Source organism: Methylomicrobium lacus, assembly GCF_041897535.1.
In the GTDB taxonomy this organism is placed as follows: Bacteria; Pseudomonadota; Gammaproteobacteria; order Methylococcales; family Methylomonadaceae; genus Methylomicrobium; species Methylomicrobium lacus_A.
The window spans coordinates 2,455,395-2,471,098 of record NZ_CP169217.1 but is presented as its reverse complement, the minus strand read 5'-3'; the positions used below and the strand labels follow the sequence as shown (position 1 = coordinate 2,471,098).

Below are 15,704 nucleotides of genomic sequence, written 5' to 3'. Positions count from 1 at the left end.
TCGAAAAGGGGCGCGATGCGCCCCTACTTGACTTGCGCTCCTCCTTATAAAAGAGGAACGCCAGTAATCGACGATTAGATAAACAGATCAAAATCAGTGACTACCACGGTTCCAACCGTTGTTACCGGGTGGCCATCCCCATTATCAATGGTAGAAGCCAGTTTAGCGAACTGAACAGCGCTTTCACCCGCACCGTCATAATACAATTTACCGCTTTTAGTATCGTAAACGATAAAAGACGCCGTATCGGTCTGTCCGCTTTTTAAACCGGCACCGCTTACAAAGTTGATGATGCCGTCATTGTCGGGATCGAGGTCTTTAAAGATGACGGAGCTCAAGCGAATTTTATCCGTACCGCTCTGAAAATCAGTAATCGTATCAATATTTTTCTTTGATAAAACGTCTTTAAAAATAAAGATATCGTTGCCGCCGCCTCCGGTCAGCTTATCCTTGCCCAGCCCACCGGCAATAATATCATTGCCGGCGCCTCCGATAATCTTATTGGCGCCATCATTGCCGATCAGAATATTATCCCCGTCATTTCCAGTCAGCTTTAAGGCTTTTTTCCCTGTCAATTCGACATTTTCAATATCCGACAAGCCTTTGATTTTGTTGACCTTGCTAAAAGGCTGAGACAGATCGACATGGCTTGTCGACACCTGCAAGGTATCATTGCCGCCGGTATCGTAAATAATCAACGCATTACCCAGGGCAACGTATAAGTCATTCCCATTGCCGGCCTGCAAGGTATCCGCCGCACCTTTCGTATTGCCTCCGATCAATGTGTCATCTTTGTCAGTGCCCGACAAAATATTGACCTGTTCGACATCCGGATCAGAAAGCTCAATTCCAACCCCATTGCCACCACCGCCGGAACCTCCCGATCCGCCTGAACCGCCTCCCGAACCGCCCGATCCTCCGCCAGAGCCAAAACTACTCAAGCTTGTGATCCCATCGTCCGTTGCATCGGTTTTGACCTTGAACTTCAAATACTCGACATCCTGCAAAGTGTCGATGCCAATATCGGCAAAACTTGAATTTAAAGAACGAACGGTAAAACCATTGCCAACTTTCTTGACTTCATAGTCTGATTTGCTGCCCAACAGTTCAACGGTGTCAGAGCCCGCTCCACCATAAATAAAGTCGTCGCCTTCCCCGGCAATGAAACGGTCATTCCCCGCGCCGCCAACCATAAAGTCGTTGCCCTTGCCCGCATCCAGGACATCGTTGCCGTCTCCCCCTCTCAAGGTATCCCTTCCGTCGCCGGATGAGAGCAGGTCGTTGCCGGCCGCGCCGTCCAATTGAATCGCTTGCACGCCGCCAATGCTCAGGTTGTCATCGCCCACGCCGCCGGCAATGGAAAGCCCCATCTTGTTACCGTATTGATCGAAGCGCTGCATGACAATTTCGGTACCCGACAAACCATCTTGGAACTTGCCTTCTTGATTGCCGTCCTGATATTCCGCTACCCATGACACGACAAAACCGCCATCGTCAAGCCCCGTCACCGTCGGCTCTTTTTGCGAGTCGGCCACCTTGGTGTTGACCTGGAATTCTTCGCCGACCTTATTGCCGTCGTTGTCGAATCTCTGCCCATAAACCCCAAGATAACTGCCATCCTGTAACATGGACTGCCAGACCACGACGAAACCTCCATCCTTGAGCGCCGCAACCGCAGGTTCCTTTTGATCATAGGTAGTAAAGGCATTGGCCTTGATTTCTGGCGTCAGCGCCTCGCCTGTGGTGTTGTCGTACAAGCGCAACATGACGCTGCGGTCGTAGTCCACCTGCTTGCCGTCATTCGTCAGGTAGGGATCGACAGGCGCATGCCAAACCACAACCGTCTTATGGTTGAGCGCCAATGTGGCCGCGACAGGATTTGTAGCTGTTTGCCGAAGTTCATTTTCAAGAAAACCTTTATTGGGCTCGATTGCATAGTTAATGCTGAGGGGGCCATCATCATAATTGGCAAACTCGGGTACCAATTGATCATCAAAGGCATCGTAACCATCATAGGGACCGCTGCCATCCTCGATGTCCGGATGAGGCTGCAAATCGTACAAATAACTTTCAAGGTTCCCGTAGTCATCGAAAATTTTTGCGTGGATGGTCATTTTCTCGCTTGCGGTCGATATGCCCTCATAACCGATGATCACCCGGTTATCATCGATCGCCGTGGCAAAGGGATTGCCCGCGCCGCTGTCGCTGACTTTGACCTCCCAGCCGACGGGATTGGGGACGGTGCTGCTATCGTACCATTGCGCAAAAACACCCGTCTGGTTCGGGGTATCGCCCATGCTTTGGCCGCCCTGAATGGAGTCGCCTTGATTTTCCGATTCCCAGGCAATCACAAAACCGCCGTCCGACAAAACGGCAATGGCAGGTTTGCCTTGATCTGCGGTAATGGTGTCGTTGACGCGGAATTTAGGGGAAACGGCCGTTCCATCGGCGTCGAAGCGTTGGGCGTAAACACCGGTGCCGTCGGCATCAGCGGAACTCCAGGCCACGATAAAACCGCCATCGCTGAAATTGGCAACGGTAATATCAGAACTTATGTTGTCGTGTGTGGCGTCAAGCAGTTTTATTTCAAAATTGTCGCTGGTCGTGTCGGTATTAAATTTTCTGAAATAAAAGCCATCTTCGCTAAGCCAGAAATTCAGGAAGCCGCCGTTAGCGAGCGATAATACGGTCGTATTGGTTTGATTGCCATCGGTCAGCCCATTCGCCAGCATTTCCTGAGTCAGGGACAAAAACTTTGGCTCCGGGTTAGCACTGGTACTGTCGGTGAACTGCACAATTTCAATATCCGCCTTAACACGGTCGGAGCCCTCCGTGACGCCGTCGGAGTTATTGTTATCCGCAACCCCCAGATAATAACCGAATGAAGCGTCATAGGCCGCGGTTAGGCTATAATTGGACACACCTGCCACGCTGTCGATATATTTCCCGCTAAAAAGGGCTGTATCAACACCATCCCCGCCCAACAAATCGTCATTGTCGGACGAACTTTTCAATACATCGTTCTTTGAGGTTCCACTGATTATAGACATGATGACAGTTACCTAGTATTTGATAAATATGCTAAAAGCCCTGACCCGAGGCTCAGGGGGCCGACTACCATCCAGTATAGTTCAATCGTTGTTTTTGGCTACGCTTAGGCTTGCCTTAAATTTTTGATTCCGCCCGGTCTTCAAACACACGAAGCCGTTCGATCAATGAATCTGCTCCAATACCCGAAAGGCCGAGGCTTTCCTTTGGAGGATGACGCGGCTGGTCCGCGACTATCGGATTAAAAAGACGATGGCTCTCAAAACATCAGTGAGAGCCTCAGGATGAATTTATTCGTGTCCGGCGCCGGGCTTTATAAAACCCGTTGCTTCGCATCGGCTCCGGCGATCTCCTTGACCAGCTTCGGCACCAGATAGCCGGGGAGTTCGGCCTGCAAGTGCCGGACCAGCGCCAAAGCCTCGGCTTCGCCGACTTCGAAATGCCCGGCGCCGCTGACCTTGTCCAATAAGTGCAGGTAATAGGGCATCACGCCATGCTCGAATAAGCGTTCGCTGAGCGCGATCAGATCGGCCGCCTTATCGTTGACGCCACGCAACAGCACCGATTGATTCAGCAGGACGATGCCGCCTTGTTTCAGCAAGCGGCAAGCCCCGGCGACCCGCTCGGTGATTTCGTTAGGATGGTTGCAGTGCACGACCATCACGACCGGTTTGGCGCTTTGCGTCAGCACGTCGAGTAAACCCAGGGTGATGCGGGCCGGCAGCACGATCGGCAGACGGCTGTGGATGCGGATGCGCTTGACGTGGTCGATGCCGGCGATTTGCCGGAACAGGCGCTGCAAGCGCTCATCGCTCAATAATAGGGGATCGCCGCCGCTCAGGATCACTTCCGAAATGTCCGCATGCTCCCGAATGTAGCGCAGCGCGCCGATCTCCTTTTCCTTGCCGAGCTGCAGATCGGCATAGGGAAAACTCCGGCGGAAGCAGTAGCGGCAATTGATCGCGCAACTGCCGGTATTGATCAGCAGCACGCGGCCGTGATATTTATGCAGCACGCCGGCAGCGTTCGCCGCTTCGAGATCGCCGACCGGATTGGCGCTGTAACCCGGATAATCCCGCATTTCATCCCGGATCGGCAGCACTTGCCTCAGCAAGGGATCGTCCGGATTGCCTTTTTCGATCGCCTCGGCGAAGCTTTTGGGAACCTTCAGCGCAAAGGTTTTGGCAGCCTCTTTCGCTATTGGCAGTTGCAAGGCAGTCAAGTTCAGATAGGCGCAAAGTTCGTCGATATCGGTAAAGGCTTCGGCAAGCTGCTGTTGCCAGTTTTTCGCAAAATGATCGGTCTGTTCGTTAAGTTCCGGCATGAAAAGGCGTTTTGAGGTTTCTATTGGCAAAGGCCTCTATTATAATGATTCGATTTTACATTGCTTTAGGTTTGAGGAAATAATGGCCACGTACAGCACCAATGAATTTAGAGGCGGACTCAAAGTCATGCTGGATAATGATCCCTGCGCGATCATCGAAAATGAATTTGTAAAACCGGGCAAGGGACAGGCGTTCAACCGGGTCAAGATCCGCAATTTGAAAACCGGCCGCGTGATCGAAAGAACGTTCAAGTCCGGCGAAACGCTCGAAGGCGCGGACGTGGTCGATGTCGACATGCAGTATCTTTACAACGACGGCGAGTTCCGTCACTTCATGAAGCCAGACACCTTCGAACAATATCAGGCCGATGAAAAAGCGATCGGCGATGCGGCGCAATGGCTGAAAGACCAGGATTTCTGCACCGTGACCTTGTGGAACGATGCGCCGTTGTCAGTCACCGCGGCGAATTTCGTCGAACTTGCGATCGTCGAAACCGATCCCGGCGTGCGCGGCGATACCTCGGGCGGCGGCGGCAAGCCGGCGAAGCTGGAAACCGGCGCGGTCGTGCGCGTGCCGTTGTTCGTGCAAACCGGCGAGGTGATCAAGGTCGATACCCGCACCGGCGAATATATTTCACGCGTCAAAGAATAATGGCTGCCGGGTGGATGCCTAAGCGCATCCGCCCTCTCCACATTCCTGAATAGTCTTTGTTGTTAGAGCCGCTTTAGCTAAGTCGGCTCTGCGTACCCCATAACCGCGTCCGATGACAGATCCAGCCGAATCCGCGGCAAGCGCCTGGCAGCCCAGTTGCGCGCCGGACTTTTTACCGCTCAGAGCGCAAGTGTTGCGGCAGATTCGCGAGTTTTTTTGGCAGCGGGGCGTGCTCGAAGTCGAAACGCCGCTGCTCAGCCGTGCGATAGGCACCGATCCGCAACTGGCTTTTTTCAGCACCGAGTTTGCCTTTACCCCAGAGCGGCAAACCCTGTACTTGCAGACTTCGCCCGAGTTTGCGATGAAGCGCCTGTTGGCCGCAGGCTCCGGATCGATCTATCAAATCTGCAAGGCGTTTCGCAACGGCGAGGCCGGGCGTTTTCACAACCCCGAATTCACGATGCTCGAATGGTACCGTGTCGGCTTTCGTCTGCCCGACTTGATGGACGAATGCGAGGCGCTGATCGGCACTTTATTTGCCGGCCACAGGGCTTTGCTGGCGGCGGAGCGGTTCAGTTACTGTTCACTGTTCTCCGGCTACACTGGCCTGAATGCCGCCGAATTTTCGTATGCGGATTATTGCGCTTATGCCTCGGCCAACGGTTTAGCCGAAGCCATCGCGATTTGCGGCGAGGATCATGCGGTCTGGCTCGATTTTTTATTCAGCCACCGAATTCAGCCGCACCTCGGAAATAACCGCTTGTGCATGGTTCACGGCTATCCGGCCTGTCAGTCTTCCTTGGCGCGCCTGAATGAGGCGAATCCGTTGATCACCGACCGGGTCGAATTGTTTATCGACGGCATCGAACTGGGCAACGGCTTCTTCGAACTGGCCGATGCGGAGGAACAAAACCGGCGCTTCGATCGGGAAATCACGATCCGGCAGCTGCAACACTTACCGGCCGCGGCGAAAGACGAGCGCCTGATCGCCGCACTGACCGCGGGCCTGCCCGATTGCTCTGGCATTGCGATCGGCGTCGACCGCTTGCTGATGGTGCTGTTTGGAAAATCCGCTATCGCCGATGTGCTGAGTTTCTCGATAAACCGCGCATAAGCTGTGCAAATAAATTCTTATGATATAATCCGGACGACCGCCCCAAAAATCAGAGTCTGCTGTTCTCTCCCACTTATTTCATGATGCCGAAACCTTTTGCCCGCCTGTTTTTGCTGTGCCTACTGTTGTCCCAGACAGTTGCGGCCGATGAAGAATTCATCGTGACCGATATCAAGGTAAAAGGCTTGCAACGGATCTCACAAGGCACGGTATACAACTATCTGCCGGTCAACGTCGGCGAAAAGTTCTCCCTGGATAATGCCGGTCCCGCCATCAAGGCGCTGTTCAAAACCGGCTTCTTTAAGGACGTTTCGCTGGAGCGGGACGGCTCGACCCTGATCGTGAATGTCGTCGAACGGCCTTCGATCGCCAAAATCATTATCGAGGGCAACAAGGACCTGAGTAAGGACGACCTGACCAAGGCGCTGAATTCGATCGGCATGTCGGAAGGCAAGGTGTTCAACAAACAGATACTCGACAAGGTCGAGCAGGAGTTGAACCGCCAGTATCTGAGCCACGGCAAATACGCCTTAAAGATCAAAACCGAGGTCAACACGCTGACCCGCAACCGGGTCGGCATCCTGATCAAGATTTCCGAAGGCCGGGTTACCAAAATCAAGCAAATCAACATCGTCGGCAACAAGGCGTTTGACGACCCCACCCTGCTCAAACAACTGGAGCTCAGCACCACCAATCTTTTGTCCTTCTACACCAAGAACGACCAGTATTCAAAGCAAAAACTGCAGGCCGACCTCGAAACCCTGCGTTCGTATTACCTCGATCGCGGTTACATCAATTTTTCGATCGAATCGACCCAGGTTGCGATCACGCCCGATAAAAAAGACATTTATGTCACGATCAACGTGAAGGAAGGCGATGTCTATACGCTCGACAAGGTCAAGCTGGCCGGCAATCTGATCGTGCCGCCCGAGCAACTGATCAAGCTGGTCGGCATCGGACCCGGCGAAATCTTTTCGAGAAAACAGGCCACCGAAACCTCCAAGGCGATCTCGGACCGTCTGGGCGATGAAGGCTACACCTTCGCGAACGTGAACATGGTGCCGGAAATCAACGAGAAGAACAAAACGGTCGTGATGACCTTTTTTGTCGATCCGGGCAAACGCGCCTATGTCCGCCATATCAATTTTACCGGCAACACCAAGACCCGCGATGAAGTGTTACGCCGGGAAATGCGGCAGATGGAATCGAGCTGGGCGTCCGGTTCGAAGATCGAGCGTTCGAAAACCCGTCTCGAGCGTCTCGGTTATTTCGAAGACGTCAATGTCGAGACCCCCCAGGTCGTCGGCGCGGCCGACCAGATCGACGTGAACTACAAAGTGACCGAAAAAGCCTCGGGCAACTTGTCGGCCGGTGTCGGCTATTCGCAGGTGCAGGGCATCGTGTTGAATGCGAACATTTCGCAGGACAACGTTTTCGGCTCCGGAAAACGCGTCAATCTCGCCTTCAACAACAGCGACTACCTCACCAGTTACCAATTCGGTTTTTTTAACCCGTATTTCAACGTGGACGGCGTCAGCCAGGGTTACAACCTGGGTTATACCAGCCGTAACGCGGCCCGAATCAATATCACCAGTTATTCGACCGATGTCGCGAATGCCGGCATCAACTTCGGCATTCCTATCAACGAATTCGATCAATTGCGTTTCGATCTCGATCTTAAGCACACCACACTGAAAGACACTGACCAAGTTGCGAATGAAATCCAGGACTTCATCAAAAAAGAAGGCGACAAATTTCTGACTCTAGCGCCGACCATCAGCTGGTCGCACGACACCCTGAACCGGGCGATATTTCCCACCAAAGGCGGGCAGCAACGCTTTTCCGCTCTCGCGACGACCCCCGGCAGCGATCTGGAGTATTATAAAATTAGCTATAAGCATCAGATCTATATCCCGTTGGCGCAAAGTTTGACTTTTCGTCTGCACGGGGAGGTCGCTTACGGCGATGGCTATGGCGGCACGGATGCCTTGCCTTTCTTCGAAAACTACTTCGCGGGCGGCACCGGCTCGGTGCGCGGTTATAAAAACAACACACTGGGGCCTAAAAGTACCCAAACAATCTATACAAACGTCGTACAACGAGACGCGGCCGGTAATATCATCATAGATCCAATCACAAACAGGCCTGTGACGACGAGAACAGCGACAGCGAACAAACTCTATCCCTTCGGCGGCTCGACCAAAATGATCGGCAATGCCGAACTGTTTTTTCCGGTGCCGTTTTTATCGGATGTCAAATCGGTCCGCATGGGCACCTTCTTCGATGCCGGCACGGTCGAAAACGGATTTAAATTCAATGAATTGAGGTATTCCGCCGGCATTTCCGGCGAATGGCTGTCGCCTTTCGGAGCCTTGTCGGTCAGCGCGGCGCTCCCGTTAAATGCCAAGAAAGATGACCCTAATGACCCTAATCACCTCGGCGACCAAAAACAGATTTTTCAATTCAACTTCGGGCAGAATTTCTAAAGCAAGTTGTTTTGGCTTTAACCGGCATATCCCCTATAATCTAACAAATTTACCCACAATTCCACCCCTTAAATTCTCTGGAGATTTGTATCACAATGAAAACCAAAATTGCATTATTCCTGGGCTTAGCGCTCGCCGCCAACACCTGTTTCGCCGAACTCAAAGTGGGCGTCGTCGATATGAATACCGTGCTCAAGGAAGCTCCAGAACTGAAACGTCTGCAACAGGAATTTTCATCCCGCGTCAAGCAAATCAAATCGCTGGAGACTGAAATCAAAGGCCTGGAAGACAAATTAAACCGGGATGGCGCGGTCATGAGCGAAAGCGAACGCACCAGCCTGGATAAAAAACTGCGCGACAAATCGCTCGATTATAAGCGTGTCAGCGAAGAAACCGGCTATGATATGAACACCCGCAAAAACCAAGAACTCGGTAAATTGCAACGCCGAATCGTCGAAGCCGTTCAGGCCATCGCCAAGGAACAAAGTTTCGATCTGGTACTGTATGAAGGCGTACTCTTTGCCAACGACAAACTCGACATTACCGCTCAGGTGCAGAAAAAACTGTCATCGGCACAATAAGCTTGTCCGATCTTCTTCATTCCTTTGTACAAACCGAATACGAGTGGCAGCGGCACGCCTCCAAACGACGATAAAAGCCCACGCCATTCGTCATTTGCATGAACGGAATCACATCCTAATCATCTGAACGACCAGCACCATGTCAATTAAGTTAGATATTTTACAAATACAAGACTTTTTACCACATCGCTATCCTTTTCTACTCGTCGACAAGGTCATCGCATGTGAGCCTGGAGTCAGGTTGCTGGGGGTTAAGAATGTCACCTACAACGAGCCTTTTTTTCAAGGCCATTTTCCGCAGAAACCGATCATGCCGGGCGTATTGATCATCGAAGCGATGGCGCAAACGACCGGCCTTCTGGCGTCTGAAACCGCTCGCGAGGAACTTGCCGGCATGATTTATTATCTGGTCAGCGTCGACAAGGCCAAATTCAAGCGACCTGTGGTTCCTGGTGACCAATTGATGCTGGAAGCCAAGTTCTTGAAAAGCAAACGCAATATCTGGGCATTCGATTGCTCTGCCGAAGTCGATGGCGAATTCGTCGCCAGCGCTGAAATCCGCTGTGCTGCCGTGGTAAATTAATTTTGATCGATCCTAACTCCATTATCGATAAACGCGCCGAATTGTCCGGCGACGTTACTGTCGGACCCTATTCGGTGATCGGACCCGATGTGAAGATCGATTCTGGTACTGTCATCGGCTCGCATGTCGTGATCAAGGGGCCGACTTCCATTGGTAAAGACAATCGCATCTTTCAATTCTGCTCGATAGGGGAAGACCCCCAAGACAAGAAATATGCCGCGGAAGTGACCCGGCTCGAAATCGGTGACCGTAACACGATCCGCGAGTTCGCCACGATGCACCGCGGCACGGTGCAGGATCAAGGCGTCACCCGCATCGGCAGCGACAATTTATTCATGGCCTATACCCATGTCGCGCATGATTGCGTGATCGGCGATCATGTGGTGATGGCGAACGGCGCCTCCCTGGCCGGACACGTCTCTTTAAACAGCCATGCGATTTTGGGCGGTTTCACGCTGGTGCACCAGTTTACCAAAATCGGTCAGCACAGCTTCGCGGCGATGGGCAGCGCGATCACCCAGGACGTGCCGCCGTTCGTGATGGTCGGAGGCAAACCGACCAAGCCTCACGGCATCAACGCGGTCGGGATGGAGCGCAACGGCTTCTCGCCGGATGACATTCGGCTGATCAGAAAGGCCTATAAGATCATCTACAAGATGAATCTTCGCCTCGAAGAGGCGATCGAGGAAATGCTGAGCCTTGGTCACGACAACGCAAATTTGGCCGAATTGGCCGATTTTTTGCGTCATGTCAGCCGCGGTATTTTACGCTAGCCAGCTAGCCCTGTTCACCGCATGCGGGATTTTTCGCCAGTGGAATCCGGCTTGATTGCCGGGGTGGATGAAGCGGGCCGCGGCCCGTTGGCGGGCCCTGTGGTTGCGGCCGCGGTTATTCTCGACCCGGAAAGGCCGATAGACGGTCTGGCCGATTCGAAAACACTCAGTGCAAAAAAACGGCTGGCGCTTTATCAAATCATTCAGGAAAAAGCGCTTGCCTGGGCTATCGCCGAGGCCGATGTCAGCGAGATCGATCAGCTGAACATTCTGCAAGCGACCCTTCTGGCCATGCAGCGGGCGGTCAACCGGCTATCCACCCAACCGCAGCGCGTGCTGATCGACGGCAATAGGTTGCCGGTTCTATCCATTCCGGCCCAAGCCATCGTCCAGGGCGACCGCATCATCCCCAGCATCAGCGCCGCCTCGATCCTCGCCAAAGTCCACCGCGACCTGATCATGGAAGGCTATGCGAGAGAATTTCCCGGCTTCGCGTTTGACCTGCACAAAGGCTACGGCACCAAACAGCACCTGGTCGAACTCGCACAGTTCGGGCCTCTGGCCATTCACCGCAAATCCTTCAAGCCGGTAAATGACCTGCTCCCTCGCGGCCAAGGCGGTTAAATTCATACCTCCAGCGCTATGTCATCCGTTGCGACGATATAGCGGCTGGATTCATAAGCCCAATCCAGGTTGCCGCGCATCCAAGACCTCAGTATGGCAACATAGCGCTGTACATCCCCATCGATTTCCGCTGAAAACGCAGGGATTTGCTTTTCCAATTCGACAAAAGCATCGATTTCCGCACGGGTCATTTCGGCCGCCAGATCGATCGCATGTTGCAGCGACGGCTGTGCCGGCTGCAAGGTGGCAACCAAATTGTGCACGTCATGATACTTCGACTCTTTGGCGTGGGAGATAATGTCGTTGGACCAGCAAACGACATTATTGGCCATCAGCGACAAGCGCTGGATCACCTCGTTTTTACGCACATGCAGCGGCAAATAAATGTCTTCCGTAATATCGATCAATTCAATATCGGTGTATAGGCCGCCGGTATAAGGGCGCATCAGAATATAGGTTTCGGTATCGGGAATTTTGTGGTCCGCGCGATTGATCGCCTCCCATACCGACGATTCGAAATATTCGATCACGCTATAAACGAACCGACTCATCCATGCCGAACTGGCTTTTCTAAGCAGACGGCTGCGGATATCATACAGGGCATGCGCCAGCGCCGAATCATACTTCTCGGGCGCGCGCCCGAGCAGAATTTCAAGAAGTTCGGCATGCACGCCGGAAAGCCTGATCGGATCCTTGCCCAAGCCGGATTCGTCGCATTGATCATCGCGGATAAACAGCCAGGTATTCCAATCCGAAACCAGTTTGAGTTCTTCCAACGGCGCATTCGGATAAGCGCGCGCCGCCAGCCGCCCGAATTTGGATTTTTGTAAGCGACGGAAATTTTTTTCATCGACAACCAGATCAAATTGCTTTACCCAATTCAACGTATGGTTATTGACGGCATCGGCATGTGGATTGATCGCAGAGGGGAACGGACAGTCGAGTCTTGGGTAGTTGATCATATCAGCGGCGTTCAGTGTTGAAGGAAAAAATAGTAGGGTGAGTTCGGTGCATCCGAGCGATGCTTGCTGGACGCAGTGCAATAAAGCCAATTTTCTCTATCATGAATATAACAATCCTTTATTACTGAATATTAAACTGTGCTTGGTAAGGTAATATCACCGTGCTAGCGAATCTTCCCGTGCCTGCTGCCCCGATGGGCATCCCAAATTGGGCGTGTACAAACACCAACGGCCTTTACCGCCTTTTTTCGCCGCGTACATCGCCACATCGACGTTTGCCATCAACTCCTCGACATTCGTGCCATGTTGCGGCAACAAGGCGATGCCGATACTCGCCGAAATCCTATATTCCTTACTACCGAACTGAAACTTGCGTTCTGCCAGACGCTCGTTCAAGGAAGTCGCAAAGGCTTCGGCGCCGAGGCGGCCCGTTGTAGGCATCAATACGGCAAACTCATCCCCGCCCAGACGGGCGATCAGATCCGACTTGCGCGCACGCGCACGCATTTCGTTCGCCAGAATGACCAGCAATGCATCGCCCGCCGCATGACCGCTGGTATCGTTGATCGTCTTGAAATAATCCAGATCGAGCAAGAGCAGCGCGCTGGAATTGCCGCTACGCACCGCATCGGCAAAGCTTCTTTCGAGTTCCTCATGAAAGCGCAGCCGATTCGCGAGCCCCGTCAACGGGTCATGGTGGGCAAGCCAGCGGCTGCGATTTTCGGCCACGATCCGATCGGTCGCATCCATGCCGACGGACAGGACCACCGCATCGTCTTGATGCGTCGAGCCCAAAAAGGTGTGAATCCAGATGATATGGCGCATCTCTCCGTTCGCGTCGATGATCGAGCCTTCGTGTTCGAGACGATGCAGGGAAGACGAGAAGAGATTGATCCGGTTATCCTGATATTGCTCTTTGCCTTCATCGTCTTCGAGCAGATCGACAAAGGCATTTTTCCTCAGTTGTTCGGGGGATCGGCCCAGCATTTGCGACATGTACCGGTTTACCGTATGCAGCCGGCCGTCGCGGGTTTGCGTCAAGATCATCACCTGCACGCTGTCCAGAATGCCCCGGATGAAGTCCCTATCGGCAGCCAAGGCCAGTTGGCTTTCCTCGATTTGGTGAGTCAGATCGATCGACGTCTCGTAAAGGATATCGATCTCATCGCGTTGGCCGGAGAGACGGCCATGCAAACCGAATGCTTGGTAAGCCTCCTGATAGCCGCCCTGCGCCACCAACGGCAAGGTTGTTGCCAAATGACTCAAACGCCGCAGCGGCTTGCGCAGCAGCAGGAACAAAAAGATTTCCGCACATAACAACGATCCCAACATCAACAACATGCTGTTGCGATTGGACTGTTTCAACGCCGAAGTGGCCTCGGTCACATCGGAGATGAATACCAAATAGCCATTAGCGCTGGTAATCATGTGCTTAAGCGGAACGGCATTGAACACATAGAAGCTGTTCTGCCATGGCAACCAGACGGCAGCGGGAATATCCTCCGGCGATACATAACGCTCCGACAGATTTGCAATGAACGGCTTGAGCGCCGAAGCATGGGTCAAGGCAGCCGTGTACAAACCCCAGCCCGAAAAAGCCTGATCCGTTTTTTCAGTGCCTGTCGGCACCAGAATGCCGATATCGACGCCGGTTGCGGTCGAAAACTCAACGACCAGATCGGTGATTCTTTGACTCATGCCAATAAAACCGACATGTTCGCCGTCTGCCAGCAACGGCATCACCGTGTTCAATCCGCACTGCGACTGACAATCCAGAGCTGCTTCCGGCTGCTCATTGTTTTTCGCATGCTCGAGCGCGGTCATCATCGACTGCATCGACAGGAAGCTGCTGCTGTCCGGCGACCAATTCCAGCGAATCTCGCCCTGTTTATCGAAAATGACGATTCGTTCGACATCCAGCTCATAACGCACGCTGGAAAACTGCCGCTCCAGCTCGTCAGAATTGAGCATTCCTCCGTTTTTTTTCAGGCGATCGGACAAATTGCCGAGCGAAGCGATCACGATGCTGAGCCGTTGCAGACGATCCACGGAATGACTGATAAGGCCTTTAAATTCCGCACTCCAGGCCGCCTGACTCTGTGCATTCTGGGTTTTTACCTGTACCTCGAGATACCAGTAATTCAGCGCACTAAACGCAGCGCCCAGGGAAAGCAGCAATAAACTCAGCGATGCCAGCCACTTGCGATGCAAGCTGGCGAAGCGGGGCTTACGGCTGAGCTTATGGGATCCACCAGCCATTCAACGCCTCAAAAGCGAAAAGACAGCATCGTGGTCACCATACTGAAATGCGATGACGTTTCCGGACTTGAAAGGTTGGGATTTTCGGCTTCATTCAGCCAGGCTGTCCCATTCACATAATGATAATCCGACGCCAATAAAAAATTGCGGGCGAATGACCAGCGTACGCCGGCAGTCAGGTCCCGCGCATAAAAACGATGCGCCGGCGCCAACCCGCCGGACAATCTGGACATTTCCCTGCCATCCCGGTCGTCGCGATTCAGGTGCAACACATCATAGCGCAGCACCGCCCAGAACTCCGGCGTAAACCGGTATTCGCCCTGCACATAGAAATTCTCGGAAGTATTTTGCTTCCAGGTCGGCAGGCCTTGTATGAATGCGGTGTTTGCAGTCGAATAGCCGCTACGATCACTGCTGATCCAGCCATATTCGGCGGTCAGCGACCATTTTTCGGCGTTGTACTGCGCCGAAAACAAGGGGTAGGTCACTTTGGTGTTGCCGTTTTGATAAAATGCGGACTGCCCAGGGGATGCGCTAAAATCCCGGTCCAGGTCGACGATAGAAAACATCAGCTTTCCACGCCCGCCCATCCACTCATAAAAAGCCCGGCCCAGCAGCAAAGGGCGTCCGCCCAAGCTGCCTTCAGACTTCGGAAGGCCCGGCACATGAGGAATGCCCGTCAGGAAACCCGTCGCCCCGCCCGTGCTGTCCTGCGGTTCGGCCGCCATAAATTCCCAGCCGAATCGGTGGTCGCCATGGGTATAACGCCCATAGAGCATACCCCCGTCAGCCGCGATCATCGCCTGCCTGAGGGCCAGCGTATCGAAATAAATCGACTGCGGCAACAATACCGAAGGCCGGGTCCACACGACATCGCGCGTATCGTTGTATAAACCGAACGGAATCTTGACGCGGCCGCCGCGAGCCCCAAGCACCAAGGAAGAATCGAACAGCGGAACGCTATAATCGGCCTGGGCAAAATCGAGCCGGGTGCCTTGCGTATCGGAAGCGCCGGTATCGCGGTATAAACCCTGCGCGGAAATCAGCAAATTCGGCAGCAGCTTTACCGAAGTAATCAGCCCCATCTCTCTGAAATCCAAACTTACGTCACGGCTCGTTCCAAATACCTGGTTATGATCGGTATACGTCGCTCCCTGGCTGGCAAAGCCATATACCTTCACATTCCCGTCCAGAAATTCCTTTGCCGACGCGTCCATAGGCGCGAGCAAGGCCAATGCGGAGCAAAAGATCATCGGAGCGGCTTTGCCGAGACGAAGCTTAAGGTTTATTGATCTCAT

Annotated in this window: 12 protein-coding genes; 7 read left to right on the top strand and 5 right to left on the bottom strand. The window is 53.2% G+C overall.

The window, feature by feature from the left end:
• Positions 1 to 74 precede the first annotated feature (74 nt).
• Positions 75 to 3,050, bottom strand: a complete 2,976-nt coding sequence (locus tag ACEPPP_RS10845) for a calcium-binding protein (RefSeq protein ID WP_374086577.1) — start codon at positions 3,048 to 3,050, stop codon at positions 75 to 77.
• A 311-nt stretch (positions 3,051 to 3,361) separates the two neighbouring features.
• On the bottom strand, positions 3,362 to 4,372 hold the full coding sequence (gene epmB / locus ACEPPP_RS10840; protein ID WP_374086575.1) for an EF-P beta-lysylation protein EpmB: 1,011 nt from the start codon (positions 4,370 to 4,372) through the stop codon (positions 3,362 to 3,364).
• Positions 4,373 to 4,454: 82 nt separating this feature from the next.
• Between epmB and efp the strand changes: the two genes are divergently transcribed.
• The 7 genes from efp (at position 4,455) to rnhB (ending at position 11,185) form a co-directional block, all read left to right on the top strand.
• Positions 4,455 to 5,024, top strand: coding sequence for an elongation factor P (gene efp, locus ACEPPP_RS10835; protein WP_374086573.1), 570 nt, complete (start codon positions 4,455 to 4,457; stop codon positions 5,022 to 5,024).
• Positions 5,025 to 5,136: 112 nt separating this feature from the next.
• Positions 5,137 to 6,138 carry an EF-P lysine aminoacylase EpmA gene (epmA, locus tag ACEPPP_RS10830; protein ID WP_374086570.1) on the top strand — a complete coding sequence of 334 codons (1,002 nt, stop codon included), beginning with the start codon at positions 5,137 to 5,139 and terminating at the stop codon, positions 6,136 to 6,138.
• Positions 6,139 to 6,221: 83 nt separating this feature from the next.
• Positions 6,222 to 8,624, top strand: coding sequence for an outer membrane protein assembly factor BamA (bamA, locus tag ACEPPP_RS10825; RefSeq protein WP_374090918.1), 2,403 nt, complete (start codon positions 6,222 to 6,224; stop codon positions 8,622 to 8,624).
• Positions 8,625 to 8,719: 95 nt separating this feature from the next.
• Positions 8,720 to 9,205 carry an OmpH family outer membrane protein gene (locus tag ACEPPP_RS10820; protein WP_374086569.1) on the top strand — a complete coding sequence of 162 codons (486 nt, stop codon included), beginning with the start codon at positions 8,720 to 8,722 and terminating at the stop codon, positions 9,203 to 9,205.
• Positions 9,206 to 9,344: 139 nt separating this feature from the next.
• Entirely contained in the window at positions 9,345 to 9,788 is a 444-nt protein-coding gene (gene fabZ / locus ACEPPP_RS10815) for a 3-hydroxyacyl-ACP dehydratase FabZ (protein ID WP_374086567.1), read from the top strand.
• A 2-nt stretch (positions 9,789 to 9,790) separates the two neighbouring features.
• Positions 9,791 to 10,561 carry an acyl-ACP--UDP-N-acetylglucosamine O-acyltransferase gene (lpxA, locus tag ACEPPP_RS10810; protein WP_374086566.1) on the top strand — a complete coding sequence of 257 codons (771 nt, stop codon included), beginning with the start codon at positions 9,791 to 9,793 and terminating at the stop codon, positions 10,559 to 10,561.
• Positions 10,562 to 10,582: 21 nt separating this feature from the next.
• The gene (rnhB, locus tag ACEPPP_RS10805; protein WP_374086564.1) at positions 10,583 to 11,185 is read left to right on the top strand and encodes a ribonuclease HII; all 603 of its coding nucleotides are present in this window, start codon (positions 10,583 to 10,585) and stop codon (positions 11,183 to 11,185) included.
• A gap of 2 nt (positions 11,186 to 11,187) precedes the next feature.
• Here the strand turns inward: rnhB and ACEPPP_RS10800 are convergent, their stop codons facing one another.
• From ACEPPP_RS10800 to ACEPPP_RS10790, 3 genes are all read right to left on the bottom strand, one after another.
• On the bottom strand, positions 11,188 to 12,147 hold the full coding sequence (locus ACEPPP_RS10800) for a hypothetical protein (protein WP_374086560.1): 960 nt from the start codon (positions 12,145 to 12,147) through the stop codon (positions 11,188 to 11,190).
• A gap of 156 nt (positions 12,148 to 12,303) precedes the next feature.
• On the bottom strand, positions 12,304 to 14,406 hold the full coding sequence (locus ACEPPP_RS10795) for a cache domain-containing protein (RefSeq protein ID WP_374086558.1): 2,103 nt from the start codon (positions 14,404 to 14,406) through the stop codon (positions 12,304 to 12,306).
• A gap of 8 nt (positions 14,407 to 14,414) precedes the next feature.
• The gene (locus ACEPPP_RS10790) at positions 14,415 to 15,704 is read right to left on the bottom strand and encodes a hypothetical protein (RefSeq protein WP_374086556.1); all 1,290 of its coding nucleotides are present in this window, start codon (positions 15,702 to 15,704) and stop codon (positions 14,415 to 14,417) included.

Bases quoted from the DNA above. Each gene is read 5' to 3' on its own strand.
- epmA (WP_374086570.1), top strand. From the start codon at position 5,137: ATGACAGATCCAGCCGAATCCGCGGCAAGCGCCTGGCAGCCCAGTTGC.
- ACEPPP_RS10790 (WP_374086556.1), bottom strand. From the start codon at position 15,704: ATGAGATCAATAAACCTTAAGCTTCGTCTCGGCAAAGCCGCTCCGATG.
- efp (WP_374086573.1), top strand. From the start codon at position 4,455: ATGGCCACGTACAGCACCAATGAATTTAGAGGCGGACTCAAAGTCATG.
- rnhB (WP_374086564.1), top strand. From the start codon at position 10,583: ATGCGGGATTTTTCGCCAGTGGAATCCGGCTTGATTGCCGGGGTGGAT.
- ACEPPP_RS10800 (WP_374086560.1), bottom strand. From the start codon at position 12,147: ATGATCAACTACCCAAGACTCGACTGTCCGTTCCCCTCTGCGATCAAT.
- ACEPPP_RS10820 (WP_374086569.1), top strand. From the start codon at position 8,720: ATGAAAACCAAAATTGCATTATTCCTGGGCTTAGCGCTCGCCGCCAAC.
- epmB (WP_374086575.1), bottom strand. From the start codon at position 4,372: ATGCCGGAACTTAACGAACAGACCGATCATTTTGCGAAAAACTGGCAA.
- fabZ (WP_374086567.1), top strand. From the start codon at position 9,345: ATGTCAATTAAGTTAGATATTTTACAAATACAAGACTTTTTACCACAT.
- bamA (WP_374090918.1), top strand. From the start codon at position 6,222: ATGCCGAAACCTTTTGCCCGCCTGTTTTTGCTGTGCCTACTGTTGTCC.
- ACEPPP_RS10845 (WP_374086577.1), bottom strand. From the start codon at position 3,050: ATGTCTATAATCAGTGGAACCTCAAAGAACGATGTATTGAAAAGTTCG.
- ACEPPP_RS10795 (WP_374086558.1), bottom strand. From the start codon at position 14,406: ATGGCTGGTGGATCCCATAAGCTCAGCCGTAAGCCCCGCTTCGCCAGC.